We start from the raw sequence: 18,800 nt of genomic DNA, 5'->3' as shown, positions 1-18,800 counted from the left end.
ACAAAGACGCGGGCTATTCACGACGCGTCATTCAGGATGTGACACTTACTGCTCACTATCATTGTTGTAATGAATCACCCGCCGTTTGCCCTTAATCTGCACGTCTGACTCTCTGCGCGCTACCGGTTTGACCTCCCCGTTACGCAAAGCCTGAATGATCTCTTCTCTGTTTTTTTCCTCATACAGATACAGCTCACCGGCTTCAGTCCATTTCCCTGCCTTTCTGGCGTACACCCGGCAATTAACCGATTTCGGATCCAGGGTATTACACAGGAAAACTTCTTTCTGTTTGTCGTTGTTCAGTTCAAGGGTGTTGACGATGCACACGCCTTGCAGGCTGAGGCAATCGCGCAGCGTACTGCGGTATTTTTCCAGCTCAGGCAGGCTGTTCCACCAGGCATCCTCAGGCTGAACCGATCCCTTCGCCAGCTGGATCATCTTCTTCGCATTTTCTGCACGGTAGTCTTTAGCTGCCTGCGCGGCATCTTCCACGTCATAAGAACCCCAGCGCGACGTCTGTGAAAGGGTGTTTTTCAACAGCACCAGCAGATGGGGATCGGCCACGAACGCCGGATTTTGCTGCAACGCCTTCAGCGCGTCGTTGCCCCGGCGGCCGGTATCGAAACGCAGCATATGCAGATCGAGATCTTTCGCCTGCGTTTTACCCTGGTCTAAACGGGCAATCTGATTGTTCACGCTGATACGGTACGGGTCGAGCAGCGGGCTGTTAACGGCGATCACCAGCAAAACCACCAGCAGCGAGAGCGGTTTGTTTAACTGGGTGATGCGCGGCAGCCAGTCCGGACGTTTGTCGATCACCGAAAGGCTGTAGCACAACGAGGCCACCAGCGTCACCCCGATGGTCAGCACAGCCCACAGACGCTGCGGCGTCCAGCCGTACTGCGCAATACGTAAACCGGTCGCGTACATCGCCAGCGCGGCATACACTGGCAGCAGCAGAATGGCCGCATTGACCAGCAGACGGATGAAACGCGGATACGGCTTCGAGGCGTTATCCGCTTCGCGCACCACGTTCACCAGCACCAGCACACTCATCGCCATGATGGTCAGCAGGCTGGCCGCAGACCAGGCATCGGACAGCGCCTTCAGCCCGGTGAACGGCAGGGCGCACAGGAACAGCAGCGCCACAAACGCCACCAGCGGCAGTAAGCCTTTCAGAATAAAACGAATAATGTTTTTGGTGGTGTTCATCAGCGACGGCTGGGTGCGGCAGGTGACGATACTGATGCCCAGCAGCAGCCCGTAAACCAGCCACATAAACAGCGGCGTATCGAAGAACAGCGTGTGGAAATACTCAATGCCAATCAGCCTGAACAATGCCGCACACAGCGCCATCACGCCCAGGGTCAGCAACATCAGCAGCACGGTGAGCATCAGGCACAGCGTATTTTGCGAATAGCACGCCGCCAGATTTGCGTAGCGGTAACGGGTATCCGGCGGGAAAGACTGCACCTGCAACCACGGCAGCACAAAGTAAACCAGCAGAACCAAAGACTGACAGAAAGGAAACAGCACCGCCTCCGAGGGCGCGCCGGTCATGTTGCTTTTCAGCCACGCCGCCATCCCCGCCAGCAGCAACGTCAGCACGGCTATGCCGCCCCAGAAACGGCGAGAATTCAGGTGCACGACCGATAACGAAATCAGGACCGGTAATGTAAATGCCATAGTCTGGCCGTAAATATTATGGCTCAGGGATTCGAGCGCGGGAGACGCAGGGTGCGAGAGGAAGAAATACAGCAGCAGTCCCTGCAACACGCAAATGGCGATGATGACCGCCCGGGCGGAAGTCGGAACAGGCGGCATAACGCTGCCTGCGCGAGTGAACTGAGACATCCGTGACTCTCCAAAATGTAAGGGGAAATGAACGTAAACAATCCTGCAAGTGTAATGGGTTACGCCGCAGAGTGCAGAAATCTCTTTGAACTGGCGGCGTTTGGCTTTTGTGAGCCCGGCCACATAACTGGCAAATTCAGCGACAGTCACTAGGCTTGAGGCTGAGGGAGTGATTTCGAGGTGGAAAATGACAGAACAACCATTGAAAGAAAAGCGCATTGACGTTGTGAAGACTTTTTACGCCAAACTGGATCAGGCCGATGCTTCCTTATTAGATCTTTTTACGGAAGACGTCGAACTGTTCTTTCCTAAGTTTGGCACCGCGCAGGGCAAATCCTCACTGGGAGAACTGGGAAAACGTTTTGCGCTGGAGATCGACAAAATCCAGCACATTCAGGACGCATTTCGCTTTCTGTGCGACGGCGACACCCTGGTGCTGGAAGGGCAGATGCGCGGGGTGATGCAAAACGGTGACCGCTGGCCAACGTCTCAGGCGGGGCGTCATCATTTTTGTACGGTGTTTGAATTTGACGCGTTGCTGATCAAACGGCTGAGCATTTATCTTGATCCCGATTTTAATCTTGAAGATAAAAAGCGCGTTAATAATTACCAGCAAGGCGTGAAAATTCAGGAGAACAAAACCTGAGGTTGGTCCTAAAAAAAGAAGGGAAGCGGCCTCAACCCGCCACTTCCCTTCGCCAACTGCCTCTCATCAGGATTCGGCAGGGACAATAGTGTTTTTGTAGCGTTGAAGTATCGGTGAATTGATATCCGACGGATTCTGCAACTGCCACAGATTGCGGTCGATACCGTCATTGACCAGATAAATTACCCCGGATTCAATGGCCGACATCAGGCACAGCATGACGGGCTCGTTGGTGGTATAGCCCAGTTCGCCTTCCAGCAGACGCTGATAGTCGATAAAGCGGAACACCCCGGCCTGCACTTCGTACGACAATATCGTCTTACTGGTATTCACTGACGACAGAACTTCCCCGGTATTGACGTCGACAGCACGCAGGTTCACGGCTATCTGGTCCAACTGGTACTGCGTGCTGGCGCCGATACCGAAGTAACGCGCACCGATCCCGCCTGATTTCACATTGCTTTCATAGCCGATAATCGAGCCTTCAATCAGGACATTCGCCGCCACCAGCGAGGAGAGCGGCCGCTGGTTGTTGATGGCGACGCTGCCATTTTCCTGCGCGGCGCGAATAATTTTGCGTTCGTTGAGCAGGTTTTGCAGCCCCTGACGTTCCAGCGGTATAAACCATTTCGAATCTTTCAGCGCGGACACCAGCATCGCCGTGGCGCTCTGCGGCACCGCCGTCGAGAAGTTACTGGCCGGGTACGGCTTGAACTGACCGGTTTCATCCTGAATGTTGTACACCGACACAAATATCCGCCCCTGCGGAGGCGGCAGATGGGTCAGGTCGGTGTAGCTCGGCGCACGCGGTAATAATGTCGGTCTGGCGGCTTCTTTAGGTGCTGCTGTCAGGCACCCGCTCAACACAAAAACTGCGATGAGTAATAAATAATTGCGCATGATCTCATTCCCGTTTTTTCCCTTCTTATTTCGATTTCGTATCGAATTTTTTGGGGATTTTGTTCGTCGGAATCAGTTAGTCGTTGCTGACAAACCCTGAACCTGAATGGTGGACACTTTGCCGGTCTGACGGTCGGTGACATTCATCACCAGCTGCCCGTCGGTATTCTGGATATCCACAATAAAGTCCTGCGTCACCAGCCTGCCGGGTTTACCCTGATTGATGTTGCCCATCAGGGTGCCCAGCAGTTGCGACTGAATCGAGGCAGTGAAGTTATCCAGCGCCGAGGTGCCGGACGTTCCAAAGTCATAGCTGTCCGGATCTTTATACGAGTTTTGCGCCTGCGCCTCATTGAGCAGAAACGAGCCATTGTTCGGGTTGCCGCCGAAGTTCGGGTTAACAAACTGAAAGACCATACTGCCGCCCCAGGAAAGCGGGGACGCCGTCAGTAACGCCAGCAGCATCACCGAGCGGGGGACTGAGACTGGAATATTCACGATGCTCTCCTTAAAAGAGGCTGTGCATTAAAATTCATCATGGGCAAGATCCCCGGTGCCAAGTAACGCCTTGTCTAACTGGCGACGTGATAGCGCCTCGGTGACGCCATCTATGGCGGTGTCGACGTCCTTATTAAAATTGCGACGATTTGGGAACAACAGCGTCTGGTAGAGCGTGTCCTGGCCTATTTTGACGCTGATCCAGCTGCCCCAGCGTGCGCTGGGCCTTTCTGAAATGGTGATGGTTTCCGGGTAGTTGCGGTCCCACTTATCGGTAAAACCGCGATAAAAATCATGGCCGACGGAGGTCACCGTGTGATCGATGACCAGGCCGGGATCTTTAATTTCCGCTGCATGAACATGCAGGCAGGCGCCGCAAAGCAATGCCAGCCACAGCCACAAGGTCTTGCTGTAAAGTCTCATGATGTCAGCGCTTGAGATTATCGTTGGCCCAGGACGCCGCCTGAGTACGGTTTTTTACCGAGATTTTTCTAAATAAATTATAAAGATGCGTCTTGACGGTGTTTTCGCTGATAAACAACAGCCGCGCAATTTCCGTGTTCGACGCCCCCACACGTAATTTATTGAGGATCTCTTTCTCGCGATGGGTCAGTCCGGTGTCTTGTGAGTGAAGATGGCGAAAGGATCCCGACTGATTGATCAGGTAGCTGGCAAAGCCCTGCGAGAAATAGCATTCGCCACGGATCACGCTTTTGATCCCTTCCACCAGATTGCTTTCATCGGCTGAGAGATAAAACACGGCGCTTATCCGCGGCCAGGTTTCTATTTCACGAAAATGGTATTCGTCAGGCGTATTGAGTAACAACAGTTTCACGCTGTCGTGATAATGGTGTAATGCGGATTGCCACTGCTCAATGGTGCGGCGATCTGCCTCCATCATGTCGAAGAGAATTAATGTCTGATGAAGATATTGATCCTCTAAGGACTTATGAATGTTATGGAGTCGGGTACTGACACAAAGTTGCTGTTTTAATTGCTGCAATAAAGCACTGGCCTGTAATGACGGTTTCGTCACTAATAAAAGAATATTATTATTGATCGCCGCTTCATTAAGCATAATCAAACCCTGCCTTGATTATTATAGCCACGGCCTTCTGTTGCCGGATTAAAGAAAGGCAATAATGAGGCCGTTAACTTATTTTGCTAAATCTATAGCTGTATGTTTGCTGTGTATATCTAAAAAGAGAAAATAAACACAACCTGGTGCACATAATATTTTCAGGTCGTTTCATGTGCGGTACTGACTCAATTTAGCGTTTGGCCTCTCTTACGCAAGGCCTATTTGTGTTTCAAAATGTAACGTAAAATGTATAAAGTTTTCCTAATGTATTGCCATGCGCAATGTAAATCCTGTTCAATAAAATTAAAGTAACGGGGTTTACATAATCTTAACGTTTGCCGTTGTTAACCCAGCGATTTTAATCATTCCCTCTCCGAAAATATTCTCCGAATTCTGCAATACACTTCATCATTCTGCTTTAATAACTCAAATACCACCCGCTCTAATAATCGATTTAACTTAGGTGGCAGGGGTCAGAACCCTATGGAAAGGTATAGGAAGTGGCAGGAATGGCGGTGTGGCGGCGTTTTTCGCCTAATTATAAGCAACGGAAATGTGCGGCAGATCGCTTTATTGTCGAAGGGAACGTTCCCGAGTCATTAAGAATAGTTGCATTTGTGTGATTAATGAAATGACTCTTTCCCGTTACTTTAGGATTAATGCCATGCACCAGATTAGCCGTATTGACCTTTAACCAGAATGTACTGGTCAATCCGCATGAGAAGGGGCAACTCATACTTTTTGATGAAGCCGGAAATTAAAATACGACGTGCGGGTGAGTTCCTTATTTTTCTTAAACTCCATAATCAATTCGTCAACAGCAATAAAGCCGGTCAGCAAGAAATTGTTCTCCGGATTTAATACAGGGTGACGAAATGAAAAAGACTTTACTGACCCTGGCATTACTTTCAGCATCCTGGGTCGTTAACGCACAACAATATGATATGGCTTTTCCGGAGATAAGTGCCGGCAGCGCTGAAATCTATTATGCAGGTGCGGGAAATTCATCAGGGAATACATCGGCGATTTATCAGAATGGCAGTAGCAATATGGCCTACAGCAATCAAACAGGTAACGGCAGCACGAGCGTTATCCGGCAGTCTGGCTCAGAAAATACTGCGCTGATAAAACAAAGAGGTAATGGAAATAATGCGGATATTTCTCAAAGCGGCAGCGATAACTTTGCCTATATATCGCAAACCGGTGGCGGGAATTCATCCATTACGCAACAGAATTTTGGTAACACAGCTTACATTCTGCAAAAAGGCCGGAGTGTGACTGAGATACGCCAGAATGGAACGAACCAGAGTAGCGGCGTCGTGCAAAACTCGTCAGGAATGGCGATTAGAGTGACACAGCATTAAAAAACATACGTTCTTATGACATCCGATATTAAACCAATGGGGTAGCATCATGAAACTTTGGAAAATTGTGGCAGTCTCCGCTTTAGTCGTTAGTGGCAGTGCATTTGCAACGGGTCAAAATCATGGTGGCGGCGGCGGTGGTGGTGGTCCTTCTACACCTCCATCAACAGTGCCGACATTCACGGCAACCCAGTGGAATTCTGAAATTCAGATTTACCAGCAGGGTACTGCTAACCTGGCGAATGCCACTCAAACCGGTGCGCAGAAATCGCTGACTGCGGTAAATCAGGACGGGTTCAGAAACACCTCTGGCACGAATCAGACTGGCGACGGCAGCCTGATCAGTGTGGCGCAGAAAGGCGAATACAACACGGCTAACGTGTCGCAATCCGCTAACGGCAGTAAAGTGCTTGTTTCTCAAAACGGTTCAGGCAACTACGCGCAGGCTTCACAGGGCGCAAACGGTTCTCTGACCAGCATCACCCAGCTTGGTACAGCTAACCTGGCCTACGCCAGTCAAAACTGATTAACCATTCCTCCCCTGCGAAGGGGAGGAGCAAAGCAGAACAGGGCACTAGCCCTGTTTTTTTTCGACTGAACCCGGAGAATAAAGGCTATGCATTTACTCCTGATCGCCGCCGTCATGTCCAATCAGCTTTGGTTTGATACGCATAATGAGGCGCAGAATTACGTCATCACCCCGATGGTCAGCCTCACCAAAGCCTGCGCCTGCCAGGTGGCGGTGTCCGTTTCGCAACAAGGCAGCGCGGGCAACAGCACCAGCCGTCAGAGCAGCAACGTCAATCTTTCTGCCAATCAGCCGCAGCCGCTCGGGCAGATGCGCTTTGCCGTGCAGCCGGGCAGTAAAACGCAAATCATGATCACGGTGACAGACGGCGGTACGCTGCGTCTGGAAAAGCAGATAACCTTGCCGGGTGATGCGTAACCGCAGGAACCGGGGTTTCAGACCGTCAGGGAGTCATAGCCTTTACGGCGATAATTCAGCGCCGAAATGCCCCAGAACAGGATGAAAATTGCTACCGCGGCGTAACCGACGCTGCCCATGTTGTCGTTGAGATGTTCCACTACCCGCCACAATCCGCCGTGCAGATTCAGCTTGTCGGCCATCAGCCCCAGCGCTTCCAGCCCGCCGATAAACAGCGCAATGAAGACGCTCGTGGCGGTAATGGTCATGTTGTAATAGAGCTTGCGAACCGGCTTATCGAACGCCCAGCCATACGCGCCAACCATCACAAAATTATCCAGTGAATCAATCAGCGCCATGCCGCTGGCGAACAGCGCCGGAAACACCATAATGCTCCACACCGACATCCCGGAAGAGGCACCCGCCGCCGAGATGCCCAGCAGGCCGATCTCCGTGGCGGTGTCGAAACCCAGCCCGAACAGAAATCCCACCAGATACATCTGCCAGCTTTTATTCACCATATTGAAAGCGAAGCTGAACAACCGGCTCATCACGCCGCCCTGAACCTGATGCAGTTCCTCTTTACCGGTGAAGGTCTGACCGCGTTTTACTTTCTGAAAACGGCGGTAAACATCGCGCAGGATCAGCGCATTCAGCAGCGCCATCATCAGTAAAAACAGGGCAGAAACCAGCGTGCCGAGGGTGCTGCCGTAATCGTGCAGCCAGCCGATTTTATTGCCAAAGACCAGCGAGGTGGCCGCAATCGCCACGCAGGCCAGCACCACAATGCTCGAATGCCCCAGCGAGAAAAAAGCCCCGACGGCCACCGGCCGCTGACCCTGCTGCATCAGTTTGCGGGTGACGTTATCGATGGCCGCGATATGGTCAGCATCCACCGCATGGCGCAACCCGTAACCGTACGCCAGCAGCGCTGCTGCAATCAGCGCGGCATTGTGACGAAACGCCGCCAGCGCCCAGCCCCACGCCAGAAGATTGACGGCAATCAGGCCGATAAAAAGCCAGAAGGCGCGGCGATGCGTATGGAAAAAATCGCGGTTAATCATGGGGATCCTTATTGTTAATTCAGATTGAAACCAGAAACAGACTGAAGACGGGCGCAGGCGACAACCGCCTGACCCAGAGCCAGCCCGCCGTCACCAGCCGGATACTCCCGCGGCAACAGAACGTGCAGTGGCGATAAAGCCTGATGTAAAAGCTGGCGCAGCAGCCGGTTATGCAGCACGCCGCCGCTCAGCGCGACAGTGCGGGTGCCGTTTTTCGCGCAGTAATAGCGGGCAAGGGCAGCAAAACCTTGTGCCAGTGCGTCATGAAAAGCGAACGCGCGTTCGGCAGGTGTCGCCTGCCAGCCGAGCCATTGCTGCCAGAAAACGGCCAAATCCAGAAAGGTGCCGTCAGCGGCGTGAATGAGCGGCAGGGTGACAGGGTGTTTTACGCCGTACGCCTGATGTGCCAGCGCTTCCAGACGGCAGGCGGCCTCACCTTCCCAGCTCAGACTTTCCGGCGCGCAGCCGGTCGCGGCTGCCACGGCATCGAATAAACGCCCGCAGGAGGAGGCCAGCGGGGAATTGATGCCCGCCACAATCGCTTTTGACAGCGGCTGCCATGGCTGAGTAAGCAACGTTTGCGCTTCAGGAAGGTGCTGCCAGCCCGGCACAAACGCCATCCACTGCGCCAGAAGATTTCGCCAGGGTTCACGTGCGGCGCGGTCGCCGCCCGGCAGAGCCACCGGCGGTAATCCGCCCAGGTGTTCGCACCGGCGATAGTTCACCAGCAGGCATTCGCCGCCCCACAGCTGGCCTTTCTGACCGTATCCCAGACCATCCAGCACCAGCCCGATGACGTTTCCGCCTTCCAGCGGCCAGCGGTGTTCCGCCAGACAGGCGGCGATGTGGGCATGATGATGCAATACATCCACCACCCGCGTGCCGGGCTTGTCCGCCTGAACATGGCTGACATAAGCGGGATGCGCATCGCGGGCGAGGGTCACGGGCGTACAGGCATAAAGATGCTGGAAATGTTCAATCGCCTGCTGCTGTTGCAGGGCAATATCGCGGTGCGCCAGCGAACCAAAGTGCGCGCTGAGTATCGCCTGCCCGCCGCGGACCAGACAAAACGTATTTTTCAGATCGCCCCCGAGCGCAAGCAACGTCGGTTGCACCAGAAAACCCGGCGGCAATGGCAGGGCGTCCGGTACATAACCCCTGGCACGACGCAGTATTTCAGTGCCCTGCGGGGTCAGGCGTACCAGTGAATCATCGGCACGCTGGACGATTTCACGGTTGTGCAGCAGCCACAAATCGGCAATGCCGTCGAGCTGGCGCAGCGCGTCGGTGTTGGATAACGCCGGTGCGCAACCCGCCGCATTTCCCGAGGTCATGACCAGCGGTGTCGGGTATGCCTGCATCAGTAAATGATGCAGCGGCGTAAACGGCAGCATCAGACCGACCTCATCTAAATCGGGGGCGATGGCCTCACACAGCACAGAACGGTTTTTTTTCTGCGTCAGCACGATGGGCGCGGCGGGGGACTGCAACACTTCCCGCAGCGCGGGCGACGCCGGGTCATCCGTGCAGCGCGCCAGCCAGCGGATGTCCGGCAGCATGACGGCCAGCGGTTTTGTCGGACGATGTTTTCGTGCCCGCAGCCGCATCACGGCGGCCTGCTGCGTGGCGTCACAGGCCAGATGAAAACCGCCCAGCCCTTTGATGGCGACAATGTTACCGGCCCGCAGCGCAATCACGGCTTGCGCGATGGCCGCCTGATCCTGTGCCAGCACCTCACCATTTTGTCCGGTGGCGCTGAGCCCCGGCCCGCAGTGAGGGCAGGCGACCGGTTGCGCATGAAATCGCCGGTCGGCGGGGTTGTGATATTCCTGTAAACACGCAGGGCACAGCGTAAATTCCGCCATGCTGGTGGAAGGGCGGTCGTAGGGCATTGAACGGATCAACGTAAAGCGCGGGCCGCAGTGGGTGCAGTTGGTGAAGGCATAGCCGAAGCGACGATCGCCGGGCTGCTGAATATCCTTCAGACAGGCCGGGCAGGTCGCGGCATCCGGCACCACCTGAGTGTCCATCTGACTTTTGCGACTGCCGGTGATCGTGAAACTGTGTGGCGGATCCTGCCAGTCGAAAGGACCCAGCGTAATGCTGTCAATGCGCGCCAGCGGCGGGCAGTGGCGTTGTAACTGTTCGACAAAAATGTCGATATTGACCGGTTTCAGCAGTCTGATTTCCACTCCCGCGCTGTCGTTACAGACTTCACCGCGAAGTTGTAAACGGTCAGCCAGTTGCCAGATAAAAGGCCGGAAACCGACGCCCTGGACTTTGCCACTGATGCGAATGAGTAAGCCAGACATAAAAACCCTTTTTAAATGGCGGGGAGGAGGGATTCATGGCCACGGCGGAACCCGCGTTGTCATTCATACCCCCTCCCGACCCCTCCCCTTTGCAGGGGAGAGAGCAAAACGACACCTCACACTTTGAGGTGCGGATCTCCATTAACCTAAACTTCAACCACCGGGATCACATCTTCAACGGCACGGCGCAGACGTGCTTTCATGTCGCTGTAGCTTTGCTGTGCATAGTCTTCCGCCCAGCGCTGATCGGCGATGTTTTCCACGTTGACCGCACAGTATTTGGTTTCCGGCGTTTTTGAGATCGGATCCAGATTTTCCTGCGTCAGCTCATTACAGGCACCGATCCACCACTGATAGGTCATGTACACCGCGCCAATATTGATACGCTCGTTAAAGTTGGCGCGGGAAATGACTTTGCCACGGCGGGAGGCGACCCAGACCAGTTGCTGATCGCGGATCCCCAGCGCCTGCGCATCCTGCGGATGCATCTGCACAAAGCCCGGCTCGTCGGCCAGCGTTTGCAGGGCGGCGCAGTTACCGGTCATCGAACGGCAGGAGTAGTGGCCGACTTCGCGCACGGTACACAACACCAGCGGATACTCGCCGTCCGGCACTTCAGCCGGGGCGCGCCACGGTGCAGCGAAAAGCTGGCCTTTGCCGGTTGGCGTGTCGAAATGATTGTCCTGATAAAGGTACTGAGTCCCCGGACTTTCCAGCGTGGTGCACGGCCACTGGATATGCCCGAGCGTGCCCATTTTTTCGTAGGTTGCGCCGTAAAACAGCGGGCACAGCTCGCGCATTTCGTCCCAGATTTCCTGGTTATCGTTGTAATGCATCGGATAGCCCAGTTCCGTTGCCAGCAGGCTGATGATTTCCCAGTCACGCTTGACGTTGTATTTCGGTTCGATGGCTTTCTCGAAACGCTGGAAACCGCGGTCGGCGCAGGAGAATACGCCGCCGTGCTCACCCCAGGAGGTGGCCGGCAGGATCACATCGGCCTGCTCGGCGGTTTTGGTCATGAAGATGTCCTGCACGACCACAAACTCCAGCGCTTCGAAGCCCTTACGCACCAGGCTTAAATCGGCTTCGGTCTGCAACGGATCTTCACCCATGATGTAATAGGCTTTTACCTGTCCTTCCAGCGCCAGATGGGGGATCTCGGTGATGCGGTGGCCGATTTGTGCATCCATCTGATTCACGTCGATACCCCAGGCATCGGCGAATTTTGCGCGGACTTTGGCATCAGTCACTGACTGATAGCCGGGGAATTCGTTTGGCAGCACGCCCATATCGCAGGCCCCCTGCACATTATTCTGACCGCGCACCGGCCCGACGCCGACGTTTGCCCGGCCAAGGTTCCCGGTCAGCAATGCCAGCCCGGCCAACCCTTTCACCACATCCACTGCCTGACCAAACTGCGTGACGCCCATGCCCCACATGATGGTGGCAGACGGCGCGGCGGCGTACGTGCGCATTGCCTGACGGATTTGCTGTGCACTGACGCCGGTCTGTTCGGCGACTTTTTCCGGCGAATAATCCGCGACGTTTTTGCGGTACTCCTCGAAGCCTTCGGTGTATTTGGCGACGTAGTCGTGGTCATACAAATTTTCTTCGATCAGCACATGGGCAAACGCATTCACCAGCGCCATGTTGCAGCCGTTTTTGATTTGCAGATGCTGATCGGCGATGCGCGCGGTTTCGATACGACGCGGATCGCACACAATGATCTGCGCGCCTTTCTCTTTGGCTTTGATCACCCTGCGGGCAACGATCGGGTGTGAATCGGCACAGTTATAGCCGATCACCAGCAGGCATTTGGAATTCTCAATATCGCCGATGGAATTGCTCATCGCGCCGTTGCCGAGGGTGGCCTGTAAACCGGCAACCGACGGGCCGTGACACACGCGGGCGCAGCAGTCGACGTTGTTCGTGCCGATCACCGCACGGGCGAATTTCTGCATCACATAGTTGGTTTCATTGCCGGTTCCGCGGGAAGAACCGGTGTGCATGATCGAACGCGGGCCATGTTTTTGTTTGATCTCTTTCAGACGCTGCGCGGTGTAACGGATGGCTTCATCCCAGCTGACCGCTTCGAATTTTCCGCCCTTCTGGCGGCGGATCAGCGGCTGTGTCAGGCGCGGTGTCAGCAGTTTAGTGTCATTGAGAAAATCCCAGCCGTAATAGCCTTTCAGGCACAGTTCGCCCTGATTGGTCACGCCATTGGCTGCTTCTGCGCGGATAATTTTACCGTTATCCACAACCAGATTCATTTTGCATCCCGCCCCACAGTATGGGCAGACAGTGGTGACTTTATTCATGATCTTCCTTCCTCTATCCGAGGTTAAAACAGCAGGGGGGAGGTGCTATCGAGCGCAGCGCGGCGGCGTTTTTCTGCGTTCATTTCCTGTAAGTGATTGCGGTCGATGGCGTACAGCGCCTTCGTCGGGCAAATTTCCATACAGGCCGGGCCACCGGCACGGGCGTGGCACAAATCGCATTTATGCGCTTCGGCTTTGTCAGAGGTGGCGGTCATGGCCGCGCCGTTCTGGCGGAAAATCGGTTTGGTGACCACTTCCATCGCGCCGTACGGACAGGCAACGACACAGGTTTTACAACCGATGCAGCGCTCCTGCATCACCTGAACGCGGTCGCCGACGCGGCTGATAGCGCCGTTCGGGCATACATTGGCGCAGGGCGCGTCTTCACACTGGCGGCACATGACGGCGGTGCTCAGATTAACGCCCTTGATCACGTGCAAACGCGGCGCAAAGGTGGCGGCGTTAAGCAGCGAGATATCCTGCGATTCACTGTGAGCCATGACGCAGGCAATTTCACAGGTACGGCAGCCGATACATTTTTTAGGGTCGGCGATAATAAACCGGTTCATCTTCAACTCTCCTGATTCCGGATTTTCTTATGAAGCCGGATGACACCGGCCTGACGACATTGCTGCTCTGGCTATACATAAACCGTGCCAGTTCAGAGGGTTAATTTTTACGCTTTTGATTCAACGCGTTAGCGAAGTGAATGTTGACAGTGACGAAACAGGGCGCTGACGTCATGCCCGCTTCGTCACCGCCTCGACAGATGTGTCGATAGCCGATGTCAGGCGTCCCCGGCAGCATAAAGCGCGATACCTAAGCCGGTTTCCAGTGCCGGCAGCCGCTGATGCAGATGCCTGACCGCCTGTTCCACCACCGCGCTCATCGGGTAGTAAAACGCCACCACATCCGGCTGGATGCCAACAAACGTGATGTCCGGGATATCGTCACGCAGTTGCTGAATCAGAAACGTCAGCGGCAGGTTGTGGGTGGTCATCACGAACATCTCACCGATGTCCTCTTCATTGATGATGCGCATTTCGCCGGGCGCCAGCCCCATGTCGGTGGCATCGACAATCACCAGATGCTGCGGGCGCAGTTCGCGTAAAAAACCGATATCGTTTTCCGGCGCGGCACCGCCGTCCACGACGGTCCAGCCGGGCAGTGGCCGTTCTGCGCACAGTTCGGCCAGCCGCGGGCCTGCGCCATCGTCACCCATCATGCTGTTGCCGACGCACAGCAGCGCGTAGCGGGAAGGTAAATCAGGCATCGTATCTCCTGACCATCAGGTACATGGCGGGGTCGTTTTCGATTTGCTGGAGCAGGGCGATCAGCGCATCGCTCCAGCCCTGTTGCTGCGGGGTCATCTGCTGGCGGGCCGCGCGCAGCGCCAGCGCCAGGCAGTGCGTGTGTGTGCTGTCGATATTGATCTCGCCGAAGCGTTGTACTCCGGCCAGTTTCCGGTGCGCCTCGCCGTTCTCCGGCAGAAGGTCTATCCACCGGCGATAATCATCAAGCGGGCATTCGAGGCGGGATTTCAGGCAGTCGATGACCCCAAGGTGATGGCCGATCGCCAGACTGTAATAAATGACTTCCTGCACTTTTTGCGAGCTGCGTTTCTGCGCGCGCTTCTCATCGACGAACTTGCTGCTCAGCGAATAGAAAATCACTTTGTTCTTTTCGGGCGTGATGCCCGCCGGGGTCTGATGCCGGGCATAACGGTTATCGTTGGCGGAGGTCATCACAGGCGTACCTCCCCGCGCAGCACCTGCTGGTAAATCTGTTGCAGGTTGCCGACGATTTCGTTGAGCCGCATATCCCCTTGTTCATCCAGGTAGGCCGAGATGCGCTGTTCTGCCGGTTGCAGGCCGGGCGCGGCGACCAGCTCCATAAAGCGATCGGCAATCTGGCGGCCATAGCGGTAACCGGCCATGCGGCGGGCTTCGCGATCGAGCAATACGCGCAGCGGTTGCGGCAGGTCGGGATGCAATAATGCCGCCGGTTCGCGGGCAGCCTCGTCGTGTTGCTGGCCTTTGATTTTTTGATCCAGCAGGCCAAGCGCCATCGCAAAACCATAAATGGTGGCGGCAGGCGTGGGCGGGCAGCCGGGAATGTACACATCCACCGGCACGATCTTGTCAGTGCCGCCCCAGACACAATAAAGGTCGTGGAAAATGCCGCCGCTGTTGCCGCAGGCCCCGTAGGAAATACTGATTTTAGGATCAGGGGCAGAATCCCAGGCACGCAGCGCAGGCACGCGCATGGCGCGGGTGACGGCACCGGTAAACAGTAAAATGTCGGCATGACGCGGTGAGGGCACCACTTTGATCCCAAAACGTTCGGCATCAAACAGCGGGGAGATCGCGGCGAAAATCTCGATTTCACAGCCGTTGCAGCCGCCGCAGTCCACGCGGTAGACGTAGGCAGAGCGGCGGATACTGGTGAGCAGGGTGGATTTCAGTTTGGCGATGCTTTCATCAAGGGTGACGGGCACCGGCAGGCCATGTTCGTCACGCGGGCCGATCAGCGTCTGGCTCATGACTGCGCCTCCGTGGTCATATGTCGGCCGATATCAATGCGGTCGGTGGAAGAAAGACAGTGCATTTTTTTGCACTCCGGACAGGTTTCATACTGGATGCGCCGGTCGGCGATTTGCCGCTCGCTCAGCGCGCCGTTTTCCTGTAACAGGCTGAGTGCAAAGTCGATTTCCTTTTGCACGGCATAGGCTTTGCCACATTCACGGCAGTGGCAGACGGGGAAATCTGCCGTTTCGAACAGATCTTCTTTGCGCCACACCGCCAGTTCAAATTCCTGTGAGAGCGTAATGGCCGCCGCCGGGCAGACCTCCTCGCAGCGGGCGCAGAAAATGCAGCGCCCTAAAAACAACTGCCAGCGGATCGTTTCGCCGTCTTCTGCCGTGGTCATGGTCAGCGCGTTGGACGGACAGGCGTTGGCGCAGGCGCCGCAGGCGATGCACTGCTGCGCGGTGTACTGCGGTTTACCCCGAAAGTTCGGTGCCAGATCCAGCGGTTTAAACGGATAGGCCACCGTCGCCGTGCCGGTTTTCAGCACTTTTTTTATCAGTTTCAGCATGAGTGAGCGGCTCCTTAAAGCGGCGAATTTTTGCGTTCGATGCCGTAACGTTCGATCTCTTTGTAAGGCACGACAATGGTCGTTTTCTTACGCACATCGACCACCGTCATGCGGTCAGTGCAGGAATAGCAGGGATCGAGACTGCCGATGATCAGCGGCGCATCGGACACCGTATTGCCGCGCAGCATGTAGCGCAGCGTCGGCCAGTTGGCGTAAGTGGCCGCCCGGCAGCGCCAGCGGAACAGCTTCTGGTTATCGCCGGTCATGCTCCAGTGAATGTCGTCGCCGCGCGGTGCTTCGGCAAAACCCAGCGCAAAGCGGTGCGGAATATAGGTAAAACCTTCCACGGCCAGCGGGCCGCCCGGCAGGCTTTGCAGGCCAAACTCGATCATATTCAGGGAATTGAAAACTTCGTGGATGCGCACTTTCAGGCGGGAATAGACGTCGTTACCGGTTTCGCTGCACAGCTCAAACGGCAGTTTGGCGTAACCGGCGTAGGGGTGATCCTGACGCATATCGCGGCGATGGCCGCTGCCGCGCACCATCGGGCCGACGTTGCTGAAATCACGCGCCACCTGCGGATCCAGAATGCCGACGCCGACGCTGCGCTGTTCGGTATTCGGCGTGCTGAGCAGAATATCCACCAGCTCGTTGAGATCACGGCGCATGCTGCCCGCCAGCGCAATGGTAGCGATCATGTCGTCTTTTAAAATGTCGCGACGCATGCCGCCAATCAGGTTCATGCCGTAGGTTTTCCGTGCGCCGGTGAGGATTTCCGCCATCTTCATGGACTGCTCGCGCACGCGGAAGAACTGCATAAAGCCGGAGTCAAAACCGACGAAATGACAGGCCAGACCGAGGTTCAGCAGATGGCTGTGCAGGCGTTCCACTTCCAGCAGAATCGAGCGGATCATCTGCGCCCGTTCCGGCACGACGATCCCCATCGCATTTTCCACCGACGAGGTGTAGGCGACGCTGTGCGTAAAGCCGCAAATGCCGCAAACGCGGTCTGACAGGAACGTCACTTCGTTGTAACCCATGCGGGTTTCGGCCAGTTTTTCCATGCCGCGATGCACGTAAAACAGGCGGTAATCGGCATCGATAATGTCTTCGCCATCGACGAACAGACGAAAATGTCCGGGTTCGTCAGAGGTGACGTGCAGCGGGCCGATCGGCACAATTTTGCTGCCTTCTTTGGCCTCAGAAATAAACGGATAGGTTTCTTCATCTGTGGTCGGCGCAGGCCGCTGGCGGTAATCCATGGCGTCTTTGCGCAGCGGATATAAATCGTCAGGCCAGTCATCGGGCAGCACCAGGCGGCGCTCATCCGGCAAACCCACCGGACGCAGGCCGTACATGTCGCGCACTTCGCGCTCGCCCCAGACGGCTGCCGGTACGCGGGGCGTTACGGAAGGAAATTCCAGCGAGACGGGATCCACTTCGGCGCGCACGGTGATCCAGCATTTCACGCCCTGTTCCATCGACAGCACGTAGTACAGCGCATAGTTGCCGCACAGCGTGCGCTCGTCATTGCCGAATAAAACCGAAAGCCATCCGCCCTGCTGGTAATACAACCACTCGACCACTTCCGGCAGGGCATTGAGTTTGATGGTCACGGTGGCCTGCGTATCGGTCTGCCATTCGCTGCCTAAAATTGCCGAAGGAAACTGCTTCGCCAGCGCCGCCAGATAATGCTTACCCACCGGATTTTGGTTTAACGCGGTATTGAAATCACTCATTACAAAGCCTCTTCCCGCCGCAGCGGGACACGAAAAATGTCAGGTCAGCCTGCGACCAGCCAGGACACCAGCGCCAGAAACGCCAGCCCGAAGCCCGCCCAGGTGGTGCGGGAGGTTTTAAGAAAGCGCAGACGGGCGACGCTGTTTTCAATCAGTGCCACCAGAAAAACGGCAACCAGCAGTTTCAGCAGGCAGACGATCACCGCCATCAGCAACGTCACTGGCGTGAGGTGTTCTGCCAGACCGAACGGGAAAAACAGACCGAGAAACAGTTGCAACACCACCAGCTGCTTCAGACTGATCCCCAGTTTCAGTACGCCGAGCGCCGCGCCGGAGTATTCGGTGAGCGGGCCTTCCTGCAATTCCTGCTCGGCTTCGGCCATATCAAACGGCAGCTTGCCCATTTCGATATAGGTGGCAAAAGCGCAGGCCAGCGCGGCCAGAATCAGCGTTAACGAAGACGACACCGGCCAGTGCAGCACGCGGGCAGCAATCGCGCCGAGTGACGTGGAACCGGCCACCAGCGCCGCGACCCACAGGCCGAGCAGCAGAATCGGCTCGACCAGCACGCCGAGTACCGCCTCGCGGCTGGCACCCATGCCGGTGAACGGGCTGCCGGTATCCAGCCCGGCGATGGCGAACACGAAGCGCACGATGGCGAAAAGATAAATGACGGTGATCAGATCGCCCGCCGCTCCCAGCGGTGATGCCAGCGTCACCGCTGGCAGGGCGGTGGCGATGACCAGCAATCCGCCGGTCAGCAGATACGGCATACTGCGAAACGCCGCGCCCGATGCCGCCGGTGCCACGCTCTGGCGTGTCAGTAATTTGGCGATATCGCGATATTCCTGTAACACGCCCGGCCCTTGCCGGTTGTGCATCCGGGCGCGCATCACGCGGCTGAAACCGGCAAACAGCGGCGCGACAGCCAGCAGGGCCACCGCCTGGATCAGCGCCAGCGGCCACAGGGCGGTGTTTAACAAAACGGGAAAATTCATCTTCA

General features: G+C 56.0%; 19 protein-coding genes. 4 read left to right on the top strand and 15 right to left on the bottom strand.

What is annotated here, in order from left to right:
• Positions 1 to 45: 45 nt before the first annotated feature.
• The gene (locus ABSH60_RS03890; RefSeq protein WP_390972788.1) at positions 46 to 1,854 is read right to left on the bottom strand and encodes a DUF4153 domain-containing protein; all 1,809 of its coding nucleotides are present in this window, start codon (positions 1,852 to 1,854) and stop codon (positions 46 to 48) included.
• A 187-nt stretch (positions 1,855 to 2,041) separates the two neighbouring features.
• Between ABSH60_RS03890 and ABSH60_RS03885 the strand changes: the two genes are divergently transcribed.
• Positions 2,042 to 2,500, top strand: a complete 459-nt coding sequence (locus ABSH60_RS03885; protein WP_390972786.1) for a nuclear transport factor 2 family protein — start codon at positions 2,042 to 2,044, stop codon at positions 2,498 to 2,500.
• A gap of 66 nt (positions 2,501 to 2,566) precedes the next feature.
• On the opposite strand, the gene csgG is transcribed toward ABSH60_RS03885, so the two are convergent.
• The 4 genes from csgG to csgD form a co-directional block, all read right to left on the bottom strand.
• The gene (gene csgG, locus ABSH60_RS03880) at positions 2,567 to 3,400 is read right to left on the bottom strand and encodes a curli production assembly/transport protein CsgG (RefSeq protein ID WP_056774181.1); all 834 of its coding nucleotides are present in this window, start codon (positions 3,398 to 3,400) and stop codon (positions 2,567 to 2,569) included.
• A 72-nt stretch (positions 3,401 to 3,472) separates the two neighbouring features.
• Positions 3,473 to 3,865 (bottom strand): curli production assembly/transport protein CsgF, encoded by a 393-nt coding sequence (gene csgF / locus ABSH60_RS03875; protein WP_056774376.1) that lies wholly within the window; start codon positions 3,863 to 3,865, stop codon positions 3,473 to 3,475.
• A gap of 60 nt (positions 3,866 to 3,925) precedes the next feature.
• Positions 3,926 to 4,321, bottom strand: coding sequence for a curli production assembly/transport protein CsgE (gene csgE / locus ABSH60_RS03870; protein WP_056774379.1), 396 nt, complete (start codon positions 4,319 to 4,321; stop codon positions 3,926 to 3,928).
• A gap of 4 nt (positions 4,322 to 4,325) precedes the next feature.
• Entirely contained in the window at positions 4,326 to 4,976 is a 651-nt protein-coding gene (gene csgD / locus ABSH60_RS03865) for a biofilm master transcriptional regulator CsgD (protein ID WP_390972783.1), read from the bottom strand.
• Between the two features lie 878 nt (positions 4,977 to 5,854).
• On the opposite strand from csgD, the gene ABSH60_RS03860 reads away from it, so the two are divergent.
• From ABSH60_RS03860 to csgC, 3 genes are all read left to right on the top strand, one after another.
• Entirely contained in the window at positions 5,855 to 6,343 is a 489-nt protein-coding gene (locus tag ABSH60_RS03860) for a curlin (protein WP_122097480.1), read from the top strand.
• Positions 6,344 to 6,392: 49 nt separating this feature from the next.
• A complete protein-coding gene (csgA, locus tag ABSH60_RS03855) occupies positions 6,393 to 6,869 on the top strand; it encodes a curli major subunit CsgA (RefSeq protein WP_056774191.1) in 477 nt (158 codons plus the stop codon).
• Positions 6,870 to 6,959: 90 nt separating this feature from the next.
• Positions 6,960 to 7,289 carry a curli assembly chaperone CsgC gene (gene csgC, locus ABSH60_RS03850; protein WP_056774196.1) on the top strand — a complete coding sequence of 110 codons (330 nt, stop codon included), beginning with the start codon at positions 6,960 to 6,962 and terminating at the stop codon, positions 7,287 to 7,289.
• 17 nt (positions 7,290 to 7,306) lie between these two features.
• On the opposite strand, the gene ABSH60_RS03845 is transcribed toward csgC, so the two are convergent.
• From ABSH60_RS03845 to ABSH60_RS03800, 10 genes are all read right to left on the bottom strand, one after another.
• Positions 7,307 to 8,332: a HoxN/HupN/NixA family nickel/cobalt transporter gene (locus ABSH60_RS03845; RefSeq protein ID WP_136375434.1), complete on the bottom strand. Its 1,026-nt coding sequence runs from the start codon at positions 8,330 to 8,332 to the stop codon at positions 7,307 to 7,309.
• A gap of 14 nt (positions 8,333 to 8,346) precedes the next feature.
• A complete protein-coding gene (gene hypF / locus ABSH60_RS03840; RefSeq protein ID WP_390972780.1) occupies positions 8,347 to 10,644 on the bottom strand; it encodes a carbamoyltransferase HypF in 2,298 nt (765 codons plus the stop codon).
• A 146-nt stretch (positions 10,645 to 10,790) separates the two neighbouring features.
• On the bottom strand, positions 10,791 to 12,962 hold the full coding sequence (gene fdhF, locus ABSH60_RS03835) for a formate dehydrogenase subunit alpha (protein ID WP_390972778.1): 2,172 nt from the start codon (positions 12,960 to 12,962) through the stop codon (positions 10,791 to 10,793).
• A 23-nt stretch (positions 12,963 to 12,985) separates the two neighbouring features.
• Positions 12,986 to 13,531, bottom strand: a complete 546-nt coding sequence (gene hydN / locus ABSH60_RS03830; RefSeq protein WP_056774212.1) for an electron transport protein HydN — start codon at positions 13,529 to 13,531, stop codon at positions 12,986 to 12,988.
• Positions 13,532 to 13,749: 218 nt separating this feature from the next.
• Positions 13,750 to 14,235 (bottom strand): hydrogenase maturation peptidase HycI, encoded by a 486-nt coding sequence (gene hycI, locus ABSH60_RS03825; RefSeq protein ID WP_390972776.1) that lies wholly within the window; start codon positions 14,233 to 14,235, stop codon positions 13,750 to 13,752.
• Positions 14,228 to 14,707 (bottom strand): formate hydrogenlyase maturation protein HycH, encoded by a 480-nt coding sequence (locus ABSH60_RS03820; protein WP_390975673.1) that lies wholly within the window; start codon positions 14,705 to 14,707, stop codon positions 14,228 to 14,230. The genes hycI and ABSH60_RS03820 overlap by 8 nt, the downstream gene beginning before the upstream one ends.
• Positions 14,707 to 15,504, bottom strand: coding sequence for an NADH-quinone oxidoreductase subunit B family protein (locus tag ABSH60_RS03815; RefSeq protein ID WP_183847861.1), 798 nt, complete (start codon positions 15,502 to 15,504; stop codon positions 14,707 to 14,709). The genes ABSH60_RS03820 and ABSH60_RS03815 overlap by 1 nt, the downstream gene beginning before the upstream one ends.
• Positions 15,501 to 16,058, bottom strand: coding sequence for a formate hydrogenlyase complex iron-sulfur subunit (locus ABSH60_RS03810; protein WP_390972774.1), 558 nt, complete (start codon positions 16,056 to 16,058; stop codon positions 15,501 to 15,503). The genes ABSH60_RS03815 and ABSH60_RS03810 overlap by 4 nt, the downstream gene beginning before the upstream one ends.
• 14 nt (positions 16,059 to 16,072) lie before the next feature.
• On the bottom strand, positions 16,073 to 17,797 hold the full coding sequence (locus ABSH60_RS03805; protein ID WP_056774229.1) for an NADH-quinone oxidoreductase subunit C: 1,725 nt from the start codon (positions 17,795 to 17,797) through the stop codon (positions 16,073 to 16,075).
• Between the two features lie 44 nt (positions 17,798 to 17,841).
• Positions 17,842 to 18,795, bottom strand: a complete 954-nt coding sequence (locus tag ABSH60_RS03800) for an NADH-quinone oxidoreductase subunit H (RefSeq protein ID WP_390972772.1) — start codon at positions 18,793 to 18,795, stop codon at positions 17,842 to 17,844.
• Positions 18,796 to 18,800: the final 5 nt, after the last annotated feature.

The organism is Rahnella sp. R3(2024) (assembly GCF_042920125.1).
Classification (GTDB): domain Bacteria; phylum Pseudomonadota; class Gammaproteobacteria; order Enterobacterales; family Enterobacteriaceae; genus Rahnella; species Rahnella rivi.
This window is presented reverse-complemented; position numbering and strand designations above follow the sequence as displayed.

What these genes read in the sequence shown, in the direction of transcription:
- ABSH60_RS03890 (WP_390972788.1), bottom strand. Translation starts at nt 1,854, where the DNA reads ATGTCTCAGTTCACTCGCGCAGGCAGCGTTATGCCGCCTGTTCCGACT.
- ABSH60_RS03885 (WP_390972786.1), top strand. Translation starts at nt 2,042, where the DNA reads ATGACAGAACAACCATTGAAAGAAAAGCGCATTGACGTTGTGAAGACT.
- csgG (WP_056774181.1), bottom strand. Translation starts at nt 3,400, where the DNA reads ATGCGCAATTATTTATTACTCATCGCAGTTTTTGTGTTGAGCGGGTGC.
- csgF (WP_056774376.1), bottom strand. Translation starts at nt 3,865, where the DNA reads ATGCTGCTGGCGTTACTGACGGCGTCCCCGCTTTCCTGGGGCGGCAGT.
- csgE (WP_056774379.1), bottom strand. Translation starts at nt 4,321, where the DNA reads ATGAGACTTTACAGCAAGACCTTGTGGCTGTGGCTGGCATTGCTTTGC.
- csgD (WP_390972783.1), bottom strand. Translation starts at nt 4,976, where the DNA reads ATGCTTAATGAAGCGGCGATCAATAATAATATTCTTTTATTAGTGACG.
- ABSH60_RS03860 (WP_122097480.1), top strand. Translation starts at nt 5,855, where the DNA reads ATGAAAAAGACTTTACTGACCCTGGCATTACTTTCAGCATCCTGGGTC.
- csgA (WP_056774191.1), top strand. Translation starts at nt 6,393, where the DNA reads ATGAAACTTTGGAAAATTGTGGCAGTCTCCGCTTTAGTCGTTAGTGGC.
- csgC (WP_056774196.1), top strand. Translation starts at nt 6,960, where the DNA reads ATGCATTTACTCCTGATCGCCGCCGTCATGTCCAATCAGCTTTGGTTT.
- ABSH60_RS03845 (WP_136375434.1), bottom strand. Translation starts at nt 8,332, where the DNA reads ATGATTAACCGCGATTTTTTCCATACGCATCGCCGCGCCTTCTGGCTT.
- hypF (WP_390972780.1), bottom strand. Translation starts at nt 10,644, where the DNA reads ATGTCTGGCTTACTCATTCGCATCAGTGGCAAAGTCCAGGGCGTCGGT.
- fdhF (WP_390972778.1), bottom strand. Translation starts at nt 12,962, where the DNA reads ATGAATAAAGTCACCACTGTCTGCCCATACTGTGGGGCGGGATGCAAA.
- hydN (WP_056774212.1), bottom strand. Translation starts at nt 13,531, where the DNA reads ATGAACCGGTTTATTATCGCCGACCCTAAAAAATGTATCGGCTGCCGT.
- hycI (WP_390972776.1), bottom strand. Translation starts at nt 14,235, where the DNA reads ATGCCTGATTTACCTTCCCGCTACGCGCTGCTGTGCGTCGGCAACAGC.
- ABSH60_RS03820 (WP_390975673.1), bottom strand. Translation starts at nt 14,707, where the DNA reads ATGACCTCCGCCAACGATAACCGTTATGCCCGGCATCAGACCCCGGCG.
- ABSH60_RS03815 (WP_183847861.1), bottom strand. Translation starts at nt 15,504, where the DNA reads ATGAGCCAGACGCTGATCGGCCCGCGTGACGAACATGGCCTGCCGGTG.
- ABSH60_RS03810 (WP_390972774.1), bottom strand. Translation starts at nt 16,058, where the DNA reads ATGCTGAAACTGATAAAAAAAGTGCTGAAAACCGGCACGGCGACGGTG.
- ABSH60_RS03805 (WP_056774229.1), bottom strand. Translation starts at nt 17,797, where the DNA reads ATGAGTGATTTCAATACCGCGTTAAACCAAAATCCGGTGGGTAAGCAT.
- ABSH60_RS03800 (WP_390972772.1), bottom strand. Translation starts at nt 18,795, where the DNA reads ATGAATTTTCCCGTTTTGTTAAACACCGCCCTGTGGCCGCTGGCGCTG.